The sequence below is a fragment of the Geomonas sp. Red276 genome (assembly GCF_054784495.1).
Genome location: NZ_BLXW01000001.1, coordinates 237,956 through 252,527, shown reverse-complemented (window position 1 = coordinate 252,527; position 14,572 = coordinate 237,956). Strand labels below are relative to the sequence as shown.

The following is a 14,572-nucleotide window of genomic DNA, read 5'->3' as shown; positions in this document are numbered from 1 at the left end:
CCCCTCCACCCTCCGCCGGGGATATGCCCTCGCCCCTTCAGGGGAGAGGTTGGCCGGTGGCCGGGTGAGGGTAGCTTCTGAAGGGGGAGATGCGTCGATGGGAGTAAGGCCTTTTCTATGACCAACCAGCCCGAAAAATGGGACGTCCTCAAGGTCCTCAACTGGACCAAGGGGTATCTGGCCGAAAAGGGGGTGGAAAACCCGAGGCTGGAGGCGGAGTGGATGCTCTGCGAGGCCCTCTCCCTTGACCGCGTGGGGCTCTATCTCAATTTCGACAAGCCGCTCACCGACGCCGAGCTCGCCTCCTACCGGGGACTGGTGGCCCGGCGCGGCAAGCGCGAGCCGCTGCAGTACATCCTCGGAACCCAGGAGTTCATGGGGCTCGACTACCGGGTCACCCCGGCGGTGCTGATCCCCCGGCACGACACCGAGGTGCTGGTCACCGAGGCGATCAAGCGGGCGAGCCTGCTCAAGAGCATCCTCGATATCGGGACCGGCAGCGGTTGCGTAGCCATCGCCCTGGCCAAGGCACTTCCCGAGGTGGAGGTCTCCACCGTCGACGTTTCGCCCGAAGCCATCGAGGTGGCCCGCGGCAACGCCGAGAGACACGAGGCGCGGGTGATCTTTTTCGAGGGATCTCTCTTCGAGCCGGTCGCCGGTCGGGAATTCGACATGATCGTCTCCAACCCGCCGTACATTCCGGCAGGTGACATCGCCGGCCTCCAGCAGGAGGTCCGTGGCTACGAGCCGGTCGGTGCCCTGGATGGCGGTGCCGATGGCCTCGACTTCTACCGCGCCATCACCTCGCAGGCCTCGGGGCACCTCAATCCGGGAGGCTGGCTGCTCTTCGAGGTGGGAGCGGGGCAAGCCACGCAGGTGTTGGGGCTGCTCAGGCATCACGGTTTCACCGAGGAGACCTTCACCCAGACCGATCCCGCCGGCATCGAGCGGGTAGTGGGCGGTCGGCTGGCAAAAAATTAATTCAGTACCCCCTTTTCGTCCCTTCTCCTTCAATGAGAAGGACAGGATGAGGATGGGGCGTCTTGCGGATTCAATCCCCATCCTCACCCCGACCCTCTCCTTGAAGGAGAGGAAGATTTGGCTGAGGCGGGCACTCAAGAAAAAAAAGAGGTACTAGTGGACAAACTGGTCATTCACGGCGGTAAGAAGCTCTCCGGCGAGGTAACCGTCAGCGGTTCCAAGAATGCTGCCCTTCCGATATTCATCTCCACCATTCTCGCTCCCGGCTGCACCGAAATCAGCAACGTCCCCTTCCTGAGGGACATCAACACCACCATCAAGGTGCTCGAGCAGTTGGGCGCGACGGTGGAGGGGCGTGGCAACATCGTCAAGATCGACACCACCAACCTCAACAGCTTCGAGGCGACCTACGATCTCGTCCGCACCATGCGCGCCTCCGTGCTGGTGCTCGGACCGCTCCTCGCCCGTTTCGGCCAGGCCCGCGTCTCCCTTCCGGGCGGATGCGCCATCGGTGCCCGTCCGATCAACCTCCACCTGAAGGGGCTTGCCGCGCTGGGCGCCGACATCACCCTGGAGCACGGCTACGTCGAGGCCAAGGCCAAGCGTCTCAAGGGGGCCCGGATCAACTTCGACATCTCCACCGTCGGCGGCACCGAGCAGCTGCTGATGGCCGCCGCCACCGCCAAGGGTGAGACCATCCTCGAAAACGCCGCCCGCGAGCCGGAGATCGTCGACCTCGCCGAGATCCTTACCAAAATGGGCGCCAAGATCGACGGGGCCGGTACCGACACCATCCGGATCCAGGGGGTCGACGAATTGTCCGCGACCAGCCACACCGTCATGCCGGACCGCATCGAGGCCGGGACCTTCATGATCGCCTCCGCCATCACCGGCGGCGACATCAAGATCCACAACATGCGCCTCGAGCATCTGGACGCCCTGACCTTCAAGCTCCAGGACGTGGGCGTCGAGATCACCAACAAGGACGGCGTGGTCCGGGTCAAAGGGCCGAAGAAGCTCAAAAGCGTGAACATCAAGACCCGCCCGTACCCGGGCTTCCCGACCGACATGCAGGCGCAGTTCATGGCGCTCATGTGCCTTGCCGAAGGGGCCAGCGTCATCTCGGAGAACATCTTCGAGAACCGTTTCATGCACGTCTCCGAGCTCTTGCGCTTCGGGGCCGATATCACCATCGAGGGGAACAGCGCCACGGTGAAGGGTGTCAAAAAGCTGTCCGGCGCACCGGTCATGGCAACCGACCTCCGCGCCTCCGCCTCGCTGATCCTGGCCGCGCTGGCCGCCGACAACACCAGCGAGATTTCCCGCATCTACCATCTCGATCGCGGCTACGAGTCGATCGAGAAGAAGCTCGCCGGCCTGGGCGCCGACATCCAGCGGGTGGTGGACAACAACCAGGTGTAACGGGGGAGGGGACTGGCTCCGCCAGGTGCCAGTCCCCCTAGCAGGTAAAAGCGGAAGGCGAAATCCCCCCTGTCCCCCCTTCCGCCTTCGCCAAGGCTTCAGCGGACACGTCGCAAAGGGGGGAACGTAAGGCGCGGCTGTTCCCGTTGGAAAATCTCCTCTGTCCCTAAGAGGAAAGCCCTTTTTGAAGAGGTATTTGAAATGACTGATTACGTTACCATTGCCATACCGAAGGGGCGGATACTCCAGGATTCCGTCGCCCTCTTTAAAAAGATCGGCATCGACTGCGAGGAGCTCCTCTCCGATACCCGCAAGCTCGTCTTCGTGAACGAAGAGCAGAAGATGCGCTACATGATCGTCCGCGCCACCGACGTTCCTACCTACGTCGAGTACGGCTGCGCCGATCTCGGCATCGTCGGCAAGGACACCCTCATGGAAGCCGAGAAGGATCTCTACGAGCCGCTCGATCTCAAGTTCGGCTACTGCCGCCTGATGGTTGCCGAGCCCGTCGAGCTCTCCCACAAGGACGACCCGGCCGCCTGGAACAACATCAGGATCGCCACCAAGTATCCCAACGTGACCGAGAAGTACTTCGCCTCCAAGGGGATCCAGGTGGAGATCATCAAGCTCTACGGCTCCATCGAGTTGGCCCCGCTAGTCGGGCTGTCCGAAAGGATCGTCGACCTCGTCTCCACCGGCGAGACCCTGAAGCAAAACGGCCTGGTCGAGGTGGAGCACATCGCCGAGATCACCTGCCGCCTGATCGTGAACCGCGCCAGCCTCAAGACCAAGCACGACCGGATCTCCAAGATCATCGAAGGATTGGAGCAGCACATCTAAGGGGCTGTCATGGACAAACCGATCGCCGATGCCTTGCTGGATTTTTACCAGAAGATCCTGAAGCCTGAGTTTGACAGTCTCCGCCAGAAGCAGGTCGAGCACGACCAGCGTTTCACTGAGATGAATGGGCACCTTGACGGTATCTATCATCGGCTGGGGCGCCTGGAAGACGAGAAGGTGGCGATGAACGCTCGTCTCGACAGGATCGAGAATCGTCTTGATAGGATGGATAGTCGCCTCGATCGGATGGACTCCCGCCTTGATCAGGTGGACAGTCGCCTCGATCAGATTGAGAAGCGTGTAAGCATGATCGAGATCCGCCTTGACCACATCGAGAACGCGGTGCTATCGGGGGCCAGCAAACATAGTGGACTTTCTAAAGATGTGAAAGATTTGAAGGACCAAATAGCCAACCTGGAGAGTAGGTTGGAAGTCCTTGAAAAGCAGTTGGAACCTTCCGCGGAGTAACTGAAGCTGCCACAGATCGAGGTTGATATGCAATTTCTTGATATTAAGGAAGCGGATTTTCAGGCGAAGTTCGATGCCATCGTCGAGCGTGGGGAGGAGTCGGGGCGCGAGGTCGAGGAAGTCGTCCTCGGCATCATCGCGGACGTGCGCAAGCGCGGGGACGAGGCGCTCTTGGATTACACCAAGCGTTTCGACCGGCTCGAGTGCGAGGCTGCTTCCGGTCTCGAAGTCACGGCCGCCGAATTCGACAAGGCCTTTGCCGAGCTGGATGAGGCTGACCTTTCCGCCCTGAAGCTCGCGGTAGAGCGCGTGGGGCGCTTCCACGAGAAGCAGAAGCAGCAGACCTGGATATCCACCGAGGAGCCGGACATCATGCTTGGCCAGAAGGTGACTCCGCTCGCCAAGGTTGGCATCTACGTCCCCGGCGGCAAAGCCTGCTATCCCTCAAGCGTCATCATGAACGCGGTGCCGGCCAAGGTCGCCGGTGTCGGCGAGATCATCATGGTGGTTCCGGCACCGGGCGGCGAGTTGAACGCCCACGTCATGGTAGCCGCCAAACTCTCCGGCGTCGATCGCGTCTTCAAGATCGGCGGCGCCCAGGCAGTTGCCGCCCTCGCGTACGGCACGGCGACCGTCCCCCGCGTGGACAAGATCACCGGCCCGGGCAACATCTACGTCGCGACCGCCAAAAAACTGGTTTTCGGCCAGGTCGGTATCGACATGATCGCCGGCCCGAGCGAGATCCTCGTCATCAACGACGGCACCGGCAATCCCACCCACATCGCCGCCGACCTCCTTTCCCAGGCAGAGCATGACGAGCTCGCCTCTTCGGTACTGATCACCACCGACCGCTCCTTCGGGGAGAAGGTGGCCGCCGAGGTCGAGCGCCAGCTGAAACAGCTCTCCCGCGAGAAGATCGCCCGCAAATCCTGGGAGTCATTCGGCGTCATCATCGCCGCCGGCAGCCTCGAAGAAGCCATCGCCTTCTCCAACCGCATCGCGCCTGAGCACCTGGAACTGGCGGTGGAGAACCCCTTCGAGATCCTGCCGCTCATCACCAATGCTGGCGCGATCTTCATGGGGCACTACACCCCGGAAGCAGCCGGCGACTACCTGGCCGGCCCCAACCACACCCTCCCGACCGGCGGCACCGCCCGCTTCTTCTCGCCCCTTTCGGTGGACGACTTCGTCAAAAAGAGCTCCATCGTCCACTTCACCAAGGGGGGGATCCAGCGACTCGGCAGGGAGATCGTCAGGATCGCGGAGCTGGAAGGTCTCGAGGCCCACGGCAAATCCGTCAGCGTCCGCCTCGACTAAGCGGGCCCATTCTATGTTGTGGAGTGAATAATCAAGGAGGAGGCGTCATGGCAAGATCGGCAACCATCGAGCGGATCACCAAGGAAACCCAAATCAAGCTCTCCCTGGAAATCGACGGCAAGGGCATGTCGCAGATCTGCACCTCCGTTCCGTTCCTGGATCACATGCTGGACCTGTTCGCCCGTCACGGCCTGTTCGACCTGAAGGTCGAGGCCCACGGCGACATCGATATCGACTTCCATCACACCGTCGAGGATATCGGCATCGTCCTCGGCACCGCCTTCAAGGAAGCGTTGGGGGACAAGAGCGGCATCCGCCGCTACGGTCATGCCGTGGTCCCGATGGACGAGACGCTGGCCAACGTGACGACCGACCTTTCCGGGCGGCCGTACCTGGTCTACAACGTCCCCCTGCCGAAGGTCAAGTTGGGCGACTTCGACGTCGAGTTGGTCTGCGAATTCTTCCAGGGATTCGTCAACCACTGCGGCGCCAATCTCCACGTGAACCTCTCCTACGGCAGCAACGTGCACCACATCATCGAGGCCTGCTTCAAGGCGGCCGCCCGTGCACTGGACCAGGCTACCCAGCTTGATCCCCGCATCGAAGGCGTGATGTCGACCAAGGGGAAACTCTAGCAACCGACGACGGCAAGCCGCTAAGGCCCGTGCTGCTCCCAGCGAAGATGTCTACCGAGGTCCCCTCCCCTTCAAGGAGAGGGACAGGGTGAGGATGGGGTAAGGGGACTGGCTCCACCAGGTGCCTGTCCCCCTGTCCGACTCCGACGACCAGGGACGGCTTGCAACACTGATAAGGACCATAACCAATGATTGCGATTATCGACTATGGCATGGGCAATCTCCGCTCCGTGCAGAAGGGCTTCGAAAAAGTCGGCTTCGAGGCCGTGGTGACATCCGATCCGAAGGTGCTCCTCGACGCCGAGCGCGTGGTGCTCCCCGGCGTGGGCGCCTTCCGCGACTGCATCCGCAACCTGGAAGAGGGGGGCTTCATCGACCCCATCTTCCAGGTGATCCAGGCGGGCAAGCCGTTCCTTGGCATCTGTCTCGGCCTCCAGCTCCTCTTCACCGAAAGCGAGGAGTTCGGCATCCACAAGGGACTCAACATCATCCCCGGCAAAGTGCACCGCTTCCCGGAAGGGATGGAGGAGGCCGGCGAGGATCTCAAGGTCCCGCACATGGGGTGGAACCAGATTGCCGTGAAGAAGGAGTCCCCCGTTTTCGCCGGCATCGCCGACGGCTCCAACGTCTACTTCGTGCACTCGTATTACGTGAAGCCGGAGGACGACAGCGTCGTGGCATCCACAACCCGGTACGGGATCGACTTCTGCTCCTCCATCTGGAAGGACAACGTGGTGGCAACCCAGTTCCACCCGGAGAAGTCCCAAGAGAAGGGCTTGGCGATGCTGAAGAACTTCGCCACCATGAAGTAAGAAAATCAATTCAATGCCTCTGGAGCTGAAATGATCGTCATACCCGCAATTGATCTGAAGAACGGCTGCTGCGTCCGCTTGGAGCAGGGACTCATGGACCGCGACACGGTGTTCAACGACAACCCCGGTGCCCAGGCAGCCGAATGGCAGCGCCAGGGTGGCGAGCTTCTTCACATCGTTGACCTGGACGGCGCCTTCGCCGGCGAGCCCAAGAACCGCTCCGCCATCGAGTCCATCGTCAAGTCGGTCACCATCCCGACCCAGCTGGGTGGCGGCATCAGGGACATCCAGACCGTCGAAGCCTACCTCTCCCTCGGTATCGGCCGTGTCATCATCGGCACCGCCGCCCAGAGGAACCCGGAATTCGTGAAGGAAGCCTGCGCCAAGTTCCCCGGCAAGATCGTGGTCGGCATCGACGCCAAGGACGGCATGGTCGCGGTCCAGGGGTGGGCCGAAGTAACCGGCGTCACCGCCACCGAGCTGGCCAAGAAGTTCGAAGGGTACGGCGTCTGCGCCATCATCTACACCGACATCAGCCGCGACGGCATGATGCAGGGTCCGAACATCCAGGCCACCAAGGCGCTCGCCGAGGCCATCAGCATCCCGGTCATCGCCTCCGGCGGGCTCTCATCGCTGAAGGACATCGAGAACCTGATGGCCATCGAGGCCTCCGGGGTCACCGGCGTCATCACCGGCAAGGCCATCTATTCGGGAGCCATCAAGCTCGCCGAGGCCATCGCACTCACCAAGCGCGGGTAACTTCCTTTTGCATCTATGTCAAAGGGCGTAGGTTGCGTTGAACAGCTTCATCGTGAAGCGCAACGATCACTTTGACTGCTGGAAACGTCGCGTTTCGTACCTCAACGCGACCTACTCCTAAAACCGGCTGAACCCATCTTTGCTGGTGGGTAGGAACGGAGATCACAGTGCTTACTAAGAGAATTATTCCCTGCCTCGATGTGAAGGGTGGACGTGTTGTAAAAGGTGTTCAGTTCCTCGGCCTGCGCGACGCCGGCGATCCGGTCGAGATCGCGGAGCTTTACGACAGCCAGGGGGCGGACGAGCTGACCTTCCTCGATATCACCGCCTCCTCGGACGAGCGCGACATCATCATCGACGTCGTCCGCCGTACCGCCGAGCGCGTCTTCATGCCTCTCACCGTGGGCGGGGGGGTCCGCGTGGTCGAGGATATCAGGCGGCTTTTGAACGCCGGGGCCGACAAGGTATCCATCAACACCGCCGCCGTCAATCGTCCCGAGTTCGTCAACGAGGCGGCCGAGAAGTTCGGCTCCCAGTGCACCGTGGTAGCCATCGACGCCCGCAGCCGCGAAGGCGGCGGTTGGGAAGTCTATACCCACGGCGGCCGGCGTCCGACCGGGCTCGACGTCATCGAGTGGGCCTGCCGGATGGAGGCCATGGGGGCGGGCGAAATCCTTTTGACCAGCATGGACCGCGACGGCACCAAGGACGGCTACGACCTTCCCCTCACCCGCGCGGTGGTCGACGCCGTGAGCATCCCGGTCATCGCCTCCGGCGGGGTCGGCGGGCTCTCCCATCTCTACGACGGCTTCACCGCTGCCGGCGCCAGCGCCTGTCTGGCCGCCTCCATCTTCCACTACCGCGAACACACCATCCAGGAAGCGAAGGAATATCTCCGCGACCGCGGCGTCGCCGTCCGGCTTTAGTGTTAAGGGGTGGCTTCTAACGGGGGGGCGTTGTTTTGCCTGTGCTCGAGGTTCGCTTTTCCCCTGAAGTCATTAAGGTTTATCCGCGTAAATCCGCTCAATCCGCGTCATCCGCGTTCTATAGATTTTGGTTTCCAGGAGTTAACGATGGACCAGCAGAATAACGACATCATCGCCGCGGTCTACCGCGTCATCCAGGAGCGTAAGTCCAACCCCTCCGAGAATTCCTACACCGCGAGCCTGATGGCCAAAGGGATCGACAAGATCCTCAAGAAGCTCGGCGAGGAAGCGACCGAGGTGGTCATCGCCGGCAAAGGCGGCAAGCGGGAAGAGATCGTCTACGAGACCGCCGACCTCATCTTCCACAACCTGGTCCTCCTCGGCTTCTACGATATCGACCCCGAAGAGGTGTACGCGGAACTCCGCCGCCGGTTCGGGATCTCCGGCATCGAGGAGAAAAACTCCCGGGTGGGCTAGTATTAACTCTGAGAAATATCTTGACACTCCTTGCGGTTTTGATATAGTGCTTGTTCCTTGACGAATGTCTGCCGGCCGGATCTACCCACGAAAGTAGTAAATCTAGAAACAGAAGGGGGGGGAATATGGATGCCGGGAGTAAAGGTAAAAGAAGCTGAGCCGTTTGAACTTGCTCTTAAAAAGTTCAAAAAACAGTGCGAAAAAGCGGGGATTCTTTCTGAAGTCCGCAAAAGAGAGCACTACGAGAAGCCCAGTATCAAGAAAAAGAAAAAAGCCATCGCTGCTCGCAAGCGCGCGCTGAAGAAACAGCGGAAGATGGTTGACTAAGAGGGATATATGCAGCTTCGGGAGAAACTTCAGACCGAGATGAAGGAAGCGATGAAAAGCCGCGACGCGGCCAAGCTTTCTGCCATTCGGATGGTACTCTCGGCGGTGAAGAACCGCGACATCGAGGTCCGCCGTGAGCTCAATGACGCGGAGATCACCGAAACCATTGCGACCCTCTGCAAGCAGCGCAGGGAATCCATCAAGCTCTTTAAGGAAGCAGGCAGACAGGAGCTGGTGGATAAGGAAGAGGCGGAGCTGAACCTCATGCTGACCTTCCTTCCCCAGCAGCTGACACGGGAAGAACTGGAGTCTCTGGTAGTGAAGGCAATTACCGAGACTTCCGCCTCCGGAGGCAAGGACATGGGCAAGGTCATGAAGGCCTTGATGCCCCACGTTTCCGGCCGTGCGGACGGGAAGCTGGTTAGCGAAATTGTGAAGGAAAAACTCGCGTGAAACATCGTCCCCGGGTCACTCCCGGGGACGATGCGGGTTTCTTGAGTCATGGGTGGGGGCTGATCTAGCGATTTGCCCCTCTTTTGCTTTGTGTCAGCCGACCGGGTGTTTGCATGATCCTTCTCGATATCCTGATCTGGGTTATATTGCTCTTTTTTGTAGCAAAGGGATTCTCGAAAGGTCTCATCAGGGAAGCCTGCTCTCTCCTCGGCTTCGTCATCGGCGGCTGGGCCGCATTCAGATACTACTCAACCCTCAGCATCGGCCTGAGACACTTTATCAACCTCCCACAGAAAGTCGCACAGCCGCTGGCGTTTCTCCTCGTCTTCCTGCTGTTCGGCCTCCTTTTCTATCTCCTCGGACACCTGCTAACCGTCATCTTCAAGATCATGCTGCTCGGAGGCATCAACCGCGTGGGTGGGATTCTCTTCGGGTTCCTGGAAGGGGCGTTCATTCTCTGCGTGATCCTCTACCTGGGGACCCTGCAGCCGGTACCGGAGAAGATCAGGAAATCGATTGCGGCCTCGAAGACCGCGCAGGCCTTCGCCACCACGGGGGCCGACATCGCGGCGGGTTGGGACCGGTCGCTTCACAAGGAGCCGGCACCGGCGGAAGGGGTGCGGGCCAAGTAAGGGTCTACAACGTGTCGATGATACCGGAGGACAAGGTCAGGGAAGTACGTGAGAGGGCTCCGATCCTGGAGGTCGTCTCCGACTACATGAGCCTGCGGAAGTCCGGTGCCAATTACCAGGGAATCTGTCCCTTCCACGGGGAGAAGACCGGCTCTTTCAACGTCAACCCCGCCAGGGGGATCTTCCACTGCTTCGGCTGCGGCGTGGGAGGAAACTCGGTCGACTTCATCATGCGGATCGAGTCGCTGAGCTTTCCCGAGGCGGTCAAGTTCCTGGCCAAGCGGGTGGGAGTCGAGATCCCGGAGCGCCCCCTCACCCGCGAGGAGAAGCGCAAGGTCGACGAGAAGGAGCAGTTGTACCGGGTAAACCAGCTCGCCTGCGAGTTCTACCGCCGCGTGCTGGAGACCGACGAAGCCGGGGCCGCAGGGAGAAGCTACCTGCAGCGCCGCCTGGTGGACAAGGACACCGCCGCCACCTACCGGATGGGGTTCGCCCCGGCGGGGTGGGACAACCTGGCCAAGTTCCTCCAGCGAAAAGGAATCGCCCCGGAGCAGGCCGAAAAGCTCGGACTTTTGAGGAAGCGGGACGGCGGAGGGTACTACGACACCTTCCGCAACCGGCTCCTCTTCACCATCGCCGATCTCCACGGTGACCCGATCGGGTTCGGCGGGCGGGTGATGGACGACTCGCTCCCCAAGTACATCAACTCCCCCGAGTCGCTCATCTACCGCAAGAGCGAGGTGCTCTTCGGCCTTGACCTGGCGAAGAAGGGGATGCGGGAGCGCGGCAGCGCGATCATCGTGGAGGGGTATTTCGACCACCTGGCCCTCTACCGCGCCGGCTACACCAACGTGCTCGCCACCTGCGGCACGGCGCTGACCCCCCAGCATCTCAAGGTCATCAGGCGCTACGCCGAAAGAGTCTACATGCTCTTTGACGGCGACGAGGCGGGGAGGAAGGCCACCGAGAGGTCGCTGGAGCTTTTCCTCGAGGAGAGCTTTCCGGCCCGGGTGGTGGAGATGCCCCAGGGGGACGACCCCGACACCTTCATTAACCGGGAAGGTGGCGAGGCGTTCGCGCCCTTTCTGGAGAAGGCGCCGCCGATCTTCGAGTTCTTCTACCGCGGCCTCGCGAAAAGGATCGATATCGCCACCGTGGAGGGGAAGGTCGCCTTCGTCAACGAGGTCGCGCCCCGGCTGGCCAAGATCGCCGACCCGGTCGAGCGGGACCTGTACGAAAGGGAGATCTGCCGGGCGGTGCCGGGATTGACACCGTCCATGCTCCGTAAGAAAGGTGGGGCGACGGCAGCCGACCTCAAGCCGGCACCCCGCCCGCAGCACGCGCCCCGGTCCACGGTATCCAAGACCGAGGACGTGCTGTTGACCCTGATGGTGAAATACCCGGAGGTGGTCGGGCAGGTTCGTGAGCATGGCGTGGAGAAGCTGTTCGGGCCCGCCCACCTGCCGGTGGCCCAGGGAATTTTGGCGAGAAGCGAAGGGGGCGAGCTGGACGTCACCGAGCTTTTACAAGAGCTGGAGCCGCCAGAGGAGCGGGCCCGGCTCCTCGCGTTGTTCGTCGAGGATGCCCACCTCGAGGACATGGATCCCATCAAGGCATTCGAGCAGTGCCGCATGGCGTTGGAGCGCAGGGCGCTCAAGGGAACCAAGGAGTTAGCCAGGGAACTGGCGACCGTGGATCCCGATTCTCCGCGTTACCTGGAGATCCTCGCCGAGCTGGATATGTTGCGAAATAAAAAATCTAAACTACTGTAGAATTATCCATTGAAGAGATAAGCGGTTAGCGGAGTGTGTTTAATGGCCAAAAAAAGCATGGACGAAGTGAAGCAGCTCATCGACCTCGGGAAGGAAAAGGGGTTCCTCACCTATGAGGAAGTGAACGACCTCCTCCCCCCGGACATGGTGTCGTCCGACCAGATCGACGACGTGATGAGCATGTTTGGCGATATGGACATCGAGATCGTGGACTCCGCCCAGAAGGTGAAGATCCCCAAGATCAAGATGGACCTCGAGGAAGAGGAGGAGCACGAAGGGGAGCAGGACGAAGTCGAGTTCGAGCCCGGTACCCTCGGCCGCACCAGCGACCCCGTCCGCATGTACCTCCGCGAGATGGGCTCCGTTTCCCTGCTGACCCGCGAGGGTGAGGTCGAGATCGCCAAGCGGATCGAGGTTGGTGAGCGTGACGTGGCAAGCGTCATCCTCAACACCCCCATCACCGTCAAAGAAGTGATCTCGCTGGGCGAGCGGCTCCGGAAGCAGCAGATCGGAGCCATCGAGATCTCCAAGGACGTCGAGGAAGAGGTCCTCGAAGAGGGCGAGGAGGATCTGCAGGCCCTGCGGGTGCTCGGCATCATCGACGGCATCAAGGAGTTCGATCAGCGGATGGAGGAGATCCAGGCCGCGCTGGAGCCGGAGAAGAATGCCTCCGCCAAGGAGCGTGAAGCCCTGCAGGCCGAGCACGCCGATCTCAAGGTGCAGATGGCCGACCTCCTGAAGTCCCTGCGCCTCAAGGACCGCCACATCGAGAAGATCTCCCAGCGCCTGAAGGAACTTTCCTGCAAGGTGGACCTGGTCATGCAGGAGAATTCCGAGCTCGAGCAGGAGAGCGGGACCGAAAAGGAAGCCTTCCTCTCCGCCCTCGACGCTCTCAAGGGCGCCACCGACGGCGAGTGCAGCAAGAAGCTCAAGATGAACTGCGAGGACGCCCAGAAACTCGAGAAGCGCTACCGCGCCATCGAGAAGAAGCTTCAGAAGATCGAGCAGGAGTCCGGCTTCAAGGCGAGCGAACTCTCCAACGCCCTCCTCGCCATCGAGGAAGGGGAGCGCAAGGCCAAGCTGGCCAAGAGCGAGCTGGTCGAGGCCAACCTCCGACTGGTGGTCTCCATCGCCAAGAAGTACACCAACCGCGGCCTCCAGTTCCTCGACCTGATCCAGGAAGGGAACATCGGCCTCATGAAGGCGGTCGACAAGTTCGAGTACCAGCGCGGTTACAAGTTCTCGACCTACGCCACCTGGTGGATCCGCCAGGCCATCACCCGCGCCATCGCGGACCAGGCCCGCACCATCAGGATCCCGGTTCACATGATCGAGACCATCAACAAGCTGATCCGTACCAGCCGCCAGCTGGTGCAGGAGATCGGCCGCGAGCCCTCTCCCGAGGAGATCGCCGAGCGGATGGCGCTGCCGCTCGACAAGGTAAGAAAGGTCCTCAAGATCGCCAAGGAGCCGATCTCCCTCGAGACCCCGATCGGCGAGGAAGAAGATTCCCACCTGGGGGATTTCATCGAGGACAAGGGGGTCGTCTCGCCGCTGGAGGCGGTCATCAAGGCCAACCTCTCCGAGCAGACCTCCCGGGTCCTCTCCACCCTCACCCCGCGTGAGGAGAAAGTCCTCAGGATGCGTTTCGGTATCGGCGAGAAGAGCGATCACACCCTCGAGGAGGTCGGTCAGGACTTCGAGGTGACCCGCGAGCGCATCAGGCAGATCGAGGCCAAGGCGCTCAGGAAGCTGCGCCACCCGAGCCGGGCCAAGAAGCTCAAGAGCTTCGTGGAATAGCCCACAGGGCCGCACCGGATAACGGGGCGGCCTTCTTTTTTTAGGGGCGGACTCAACGCAAAAGGTTCCCATGGATTTCCGAAAGCAAGGCAAATCCCCCCTGTCCCCCCTTTGACAAGGGGGGGACGCTCGGCCCGGCATTCTGCGGGTGCCGGAACCGGCAACATTGTAGGGTCCGGTTCCCTCCCCTTCAAGGGGGGGCAGGGTGAGGATGGGGTGATGTTAGATCTGCGAGGTAACCAATGAAGAAAAAAGCAGTCGTTTTGTACAGCGGAGGTTTGGATTCCACCACCTGCCTGGCCATCGCCAAGGCCGAAGGGTTCGATCCGTATGCCATCAGCTTCGCCTACGGGCAGCGCCACAGCTACGAGATGGAGGTGGCCAAGCGTAACGCCCGCCCCCTGGGGGCGGCCGATCACCTGCTGGTCGAGTTCGATCTCCGCAAGATGGGCGGCAGCGCCCTCACTGCCGACATCGATGTCCCCAAGGACGGTGTGGGGGACGACATCCCGGTGACCTACGTCCCGGCCCGCAACACGATCTTTCTCTCCTTCGCGCTCGGGTACGCCGAGACCCTCGGGGCCTACGATATCTTCATCGGCGTGAACGCCCTGGACTACTCCGGTTATCCCGACTGCCGCCCGGAATTCATCGCCGCCTTCCAGACCATGGCCAACCTGGCCACCAAGGCCGGCGTCGAAGGGGAAAAGATCAAGATCCACACGCCGCTCATCAGCCTGACCAAGGCCGAGATCATCAAGAGGGGGCTTTCCCTGGGAGTCGACTACGGGCTGACCCACTCCTGCTACGATCCCGCCGAGGACGGCTCCTCCTGCGGGCTGTGCGACTCCTGCCGCCTGCGGCTGAAGGGGTTCGCCGAGGCAGGGGTGAGCGACCCGGTAAGGTACGTGAAGAGGTAGCGTCGAAACGGCACGCCTCCCCATCCTAACC

16 protein-coding genes are annotated in these 14,572 nt (G+C 61.3%); all 16 read left to right on the top strand.

The features are described from left to right. Positions 1-117 precede the first annotated feature (117 nt). The 16 genes from prmC to queC all read left to right on the top strand — a co-directional run bounded on the left by prmC (position 118) and on the right by queC (position 14,541). Positions 118-981, top strand: a complete 864-nt coding sequence (gene prmC / locus ACYVL5_RS01095; protein ID WP_460593697.1) for a N5-glutamine methyltransferase family protein — start codon at positions 118-120, stop codon at positions 979-981. 156 nt (positions 982-1,137) lie between these two features. Further along, entirely contained in the window at positions 1,138-2,403 is a 1,266-nt protein-coding gene (gene murA, locus ACYVL5_RS01090; protein ID WP_460593696.1) for a UDP-N-acetylglucosamine 1-carboxyvinyltransferase, read from the top strand. A 201-nt stretch (positions 2,404-2,604) separates the two neighbouring features. After that, positions 2,605-3,243, top strand: a complete 639-nt coding sequence (gene hisG / locus ACYVL5_RS01085; protein WP_460593695.1) for an ATP phosphoribosyltransferase — start codon at positions 2,605-2,607, stop codon at positions 3,241-3,243. A 9-nt stretch (positions 3,244-3,252) separates the two neighbouring features. Further along, positions 3,253-3,711 carry a hypothetical protein gene (locus tag ACYVL5_RS01080; protein WP_460593694.1) on the top strand — a complete coding sequence of 153 codons (459 nt, stop codon included), beginning with the start codon at positions 3,253-3,255 and terminating at the stop codon, positions 3,709-3,711. A gap of 27 nt (positions 3,712-3,738) precedes the next feature. Continuing rightward, on the top strand, positions 3,739-5,028 hold the full coding sequence (hisD, locus tag ACYVL5_RS01075; protein WP_460593693.1) for a histidinol dehydrogenase: 1,290 nt from the start codon (positions 3,739-3,741) through the stop codon (positions 5,026-5,028). A gap of 47 nt (positions 5,029-5,075) precedes the next feature. Continuing rightward, positions 5,076-5,663: an imidazoleglycerol-phosphate dehydratase gene (hisB, locus tag ACYVL5_RS01070; RefSeq protein ID WP_460593692.1), complete on the top strand. Its 588-nt coding sequence runs from the start codon at positions 5,076-5,078 to the stop codon at positions 5,661-5,663. Between the two features lie 188 nt (positions 5,664-5,851). Then, positions 5,852-6,475, top strand: a complete 624-nt coding sequence (gene hisH / locus ACYVL5_RS01065) for an imidazole glycerol phosphate synthase subunit HisH (RefSeq protein WP_460593691.1) — start codon at positions 5,852-5,854, stop codon at positions 6,473-6,475. A gap of 30 nt (positions 6,476-6,505) precedes the next feature. Further along, positions 6,506-7,234: a 1-(5-phosphoribosyl)-5-[(5-phosphoribosylamino)methylideneamino] imidazole-4-carboxamide isomerase gene (gene hisA / locus ACYVL5_RS01060; RefSeq protein ID WP_460593690.1), complete on the top strand. Its 729-nt coding sequence runs from the start codon at positions 6,506-6,508 to the stop codon at positions 7,232-7,234. 167 nt (positions 7,235-7,401) lie between these two features. Continuing rightward, positions 7,402-8,160 (top strand): imidazole glycerol phosphate synthase subunit HisF, encoded by a 759-nt coding sequence (hisF, locus tag ACYVL5_RS01055; protein ID WP_250677745.1) that lies wholly within the window; start codon positions 7,402-7,404, stop codon positions 8,158-8,160. Between the two features lie 147 nt (positions 8,161-8,307). Next, positions 8,308-8,637 carry a phosphoribosyl-ATP pyrophosphatase gene (locus tag ACYVL5_RS01050; protein WP_460593689.1) on the top strand — a complete coding sequence of 110 codons (330 nt, stop codon included), beginning with the start codon at positions 8,308-8,310 and terminating at the stop codon, positions 8,635-8,637. A 129-nt stretch (positions 8,638-8,766) separates the two neighbouring features. Beyond that, positions 8,767-8,964, top strand: a complete 198-nt coding sequence (gene rpsU / locus ACYVL5_RS01045) for a 30S ribosomal protein S21 (protein ID WP_011940832.1) — start codon at positions 8,767-8,769, stop codon at positions 8,962-8,964. Positions 8,965-8,973: 9 nt separating this feature from the next. After that, positions 8,974-9,417 carry a GatB/YqeY domain-containing protein gene (locus ACYVL5_RS01040; protein WP_460593688.1) on the top strand — a complete coding sequence of 148 codons (444 nt, stop codon included), beginning with the start codon at positions 8,974-8,976 and terminating at the stop codon, positions 9,415-9,417. Positions 9,418-9,530: 113 nt separating this feature from the next. Beyond that, positions 9,531-10,049 (top strand): CvpA family protein, encoded by a 519-nt coding sequence (locus ACYVL5_RS01035; RefSeq protein WP_460593687.1) that lies wholly within the window; start codon positions 9,531-9,533, stop codon positions 10,047-10,049. A gap of 11 nt (positions 10,050-10,060) precedes the next feature. After that, positions 10,061-11,821 carry a DNA primase gene (gene dnaG, locus ACYVL5_RS01030; protein WP_460593686.1) on the top strand — a complete coding sequence of 587 codons (1,761 nt, stop codon included), beginning with the start codon at positions 10,061-10,063 and terminating at the stop codon, positions 11,819-11,821. A gap of 42 nt (positions 11,822-11,863) precedes the next feature. After that, complete coding sequence (gene rpoD / locus ACYVL5_RS01025; protein WP_460593685.1) at positions 11,864-13,621, top strand: RNA polymerase sigma factor RpoD; 1,758 nt, start codon at positions 11,864-11,866, stop codon at positions 13,619-13,621. Positions 13,622-13,863: 242 nt separating this feature from the next. Then, positions 13,864-14,541: a 7-cyano-7-deazaguanine synthase gene (gene queC / locus ACYVL5_RS01020; RefSeq protein WP_460593684.1), complete on the top strand. Its 678-nt coding sequence runs from the start codon at positions 13,864-13,866 to the stop codon at positions 14,539-14,541. The last annotated feature ends 31 nt before the right edge of the window (positions 14,542-14,572 follow it).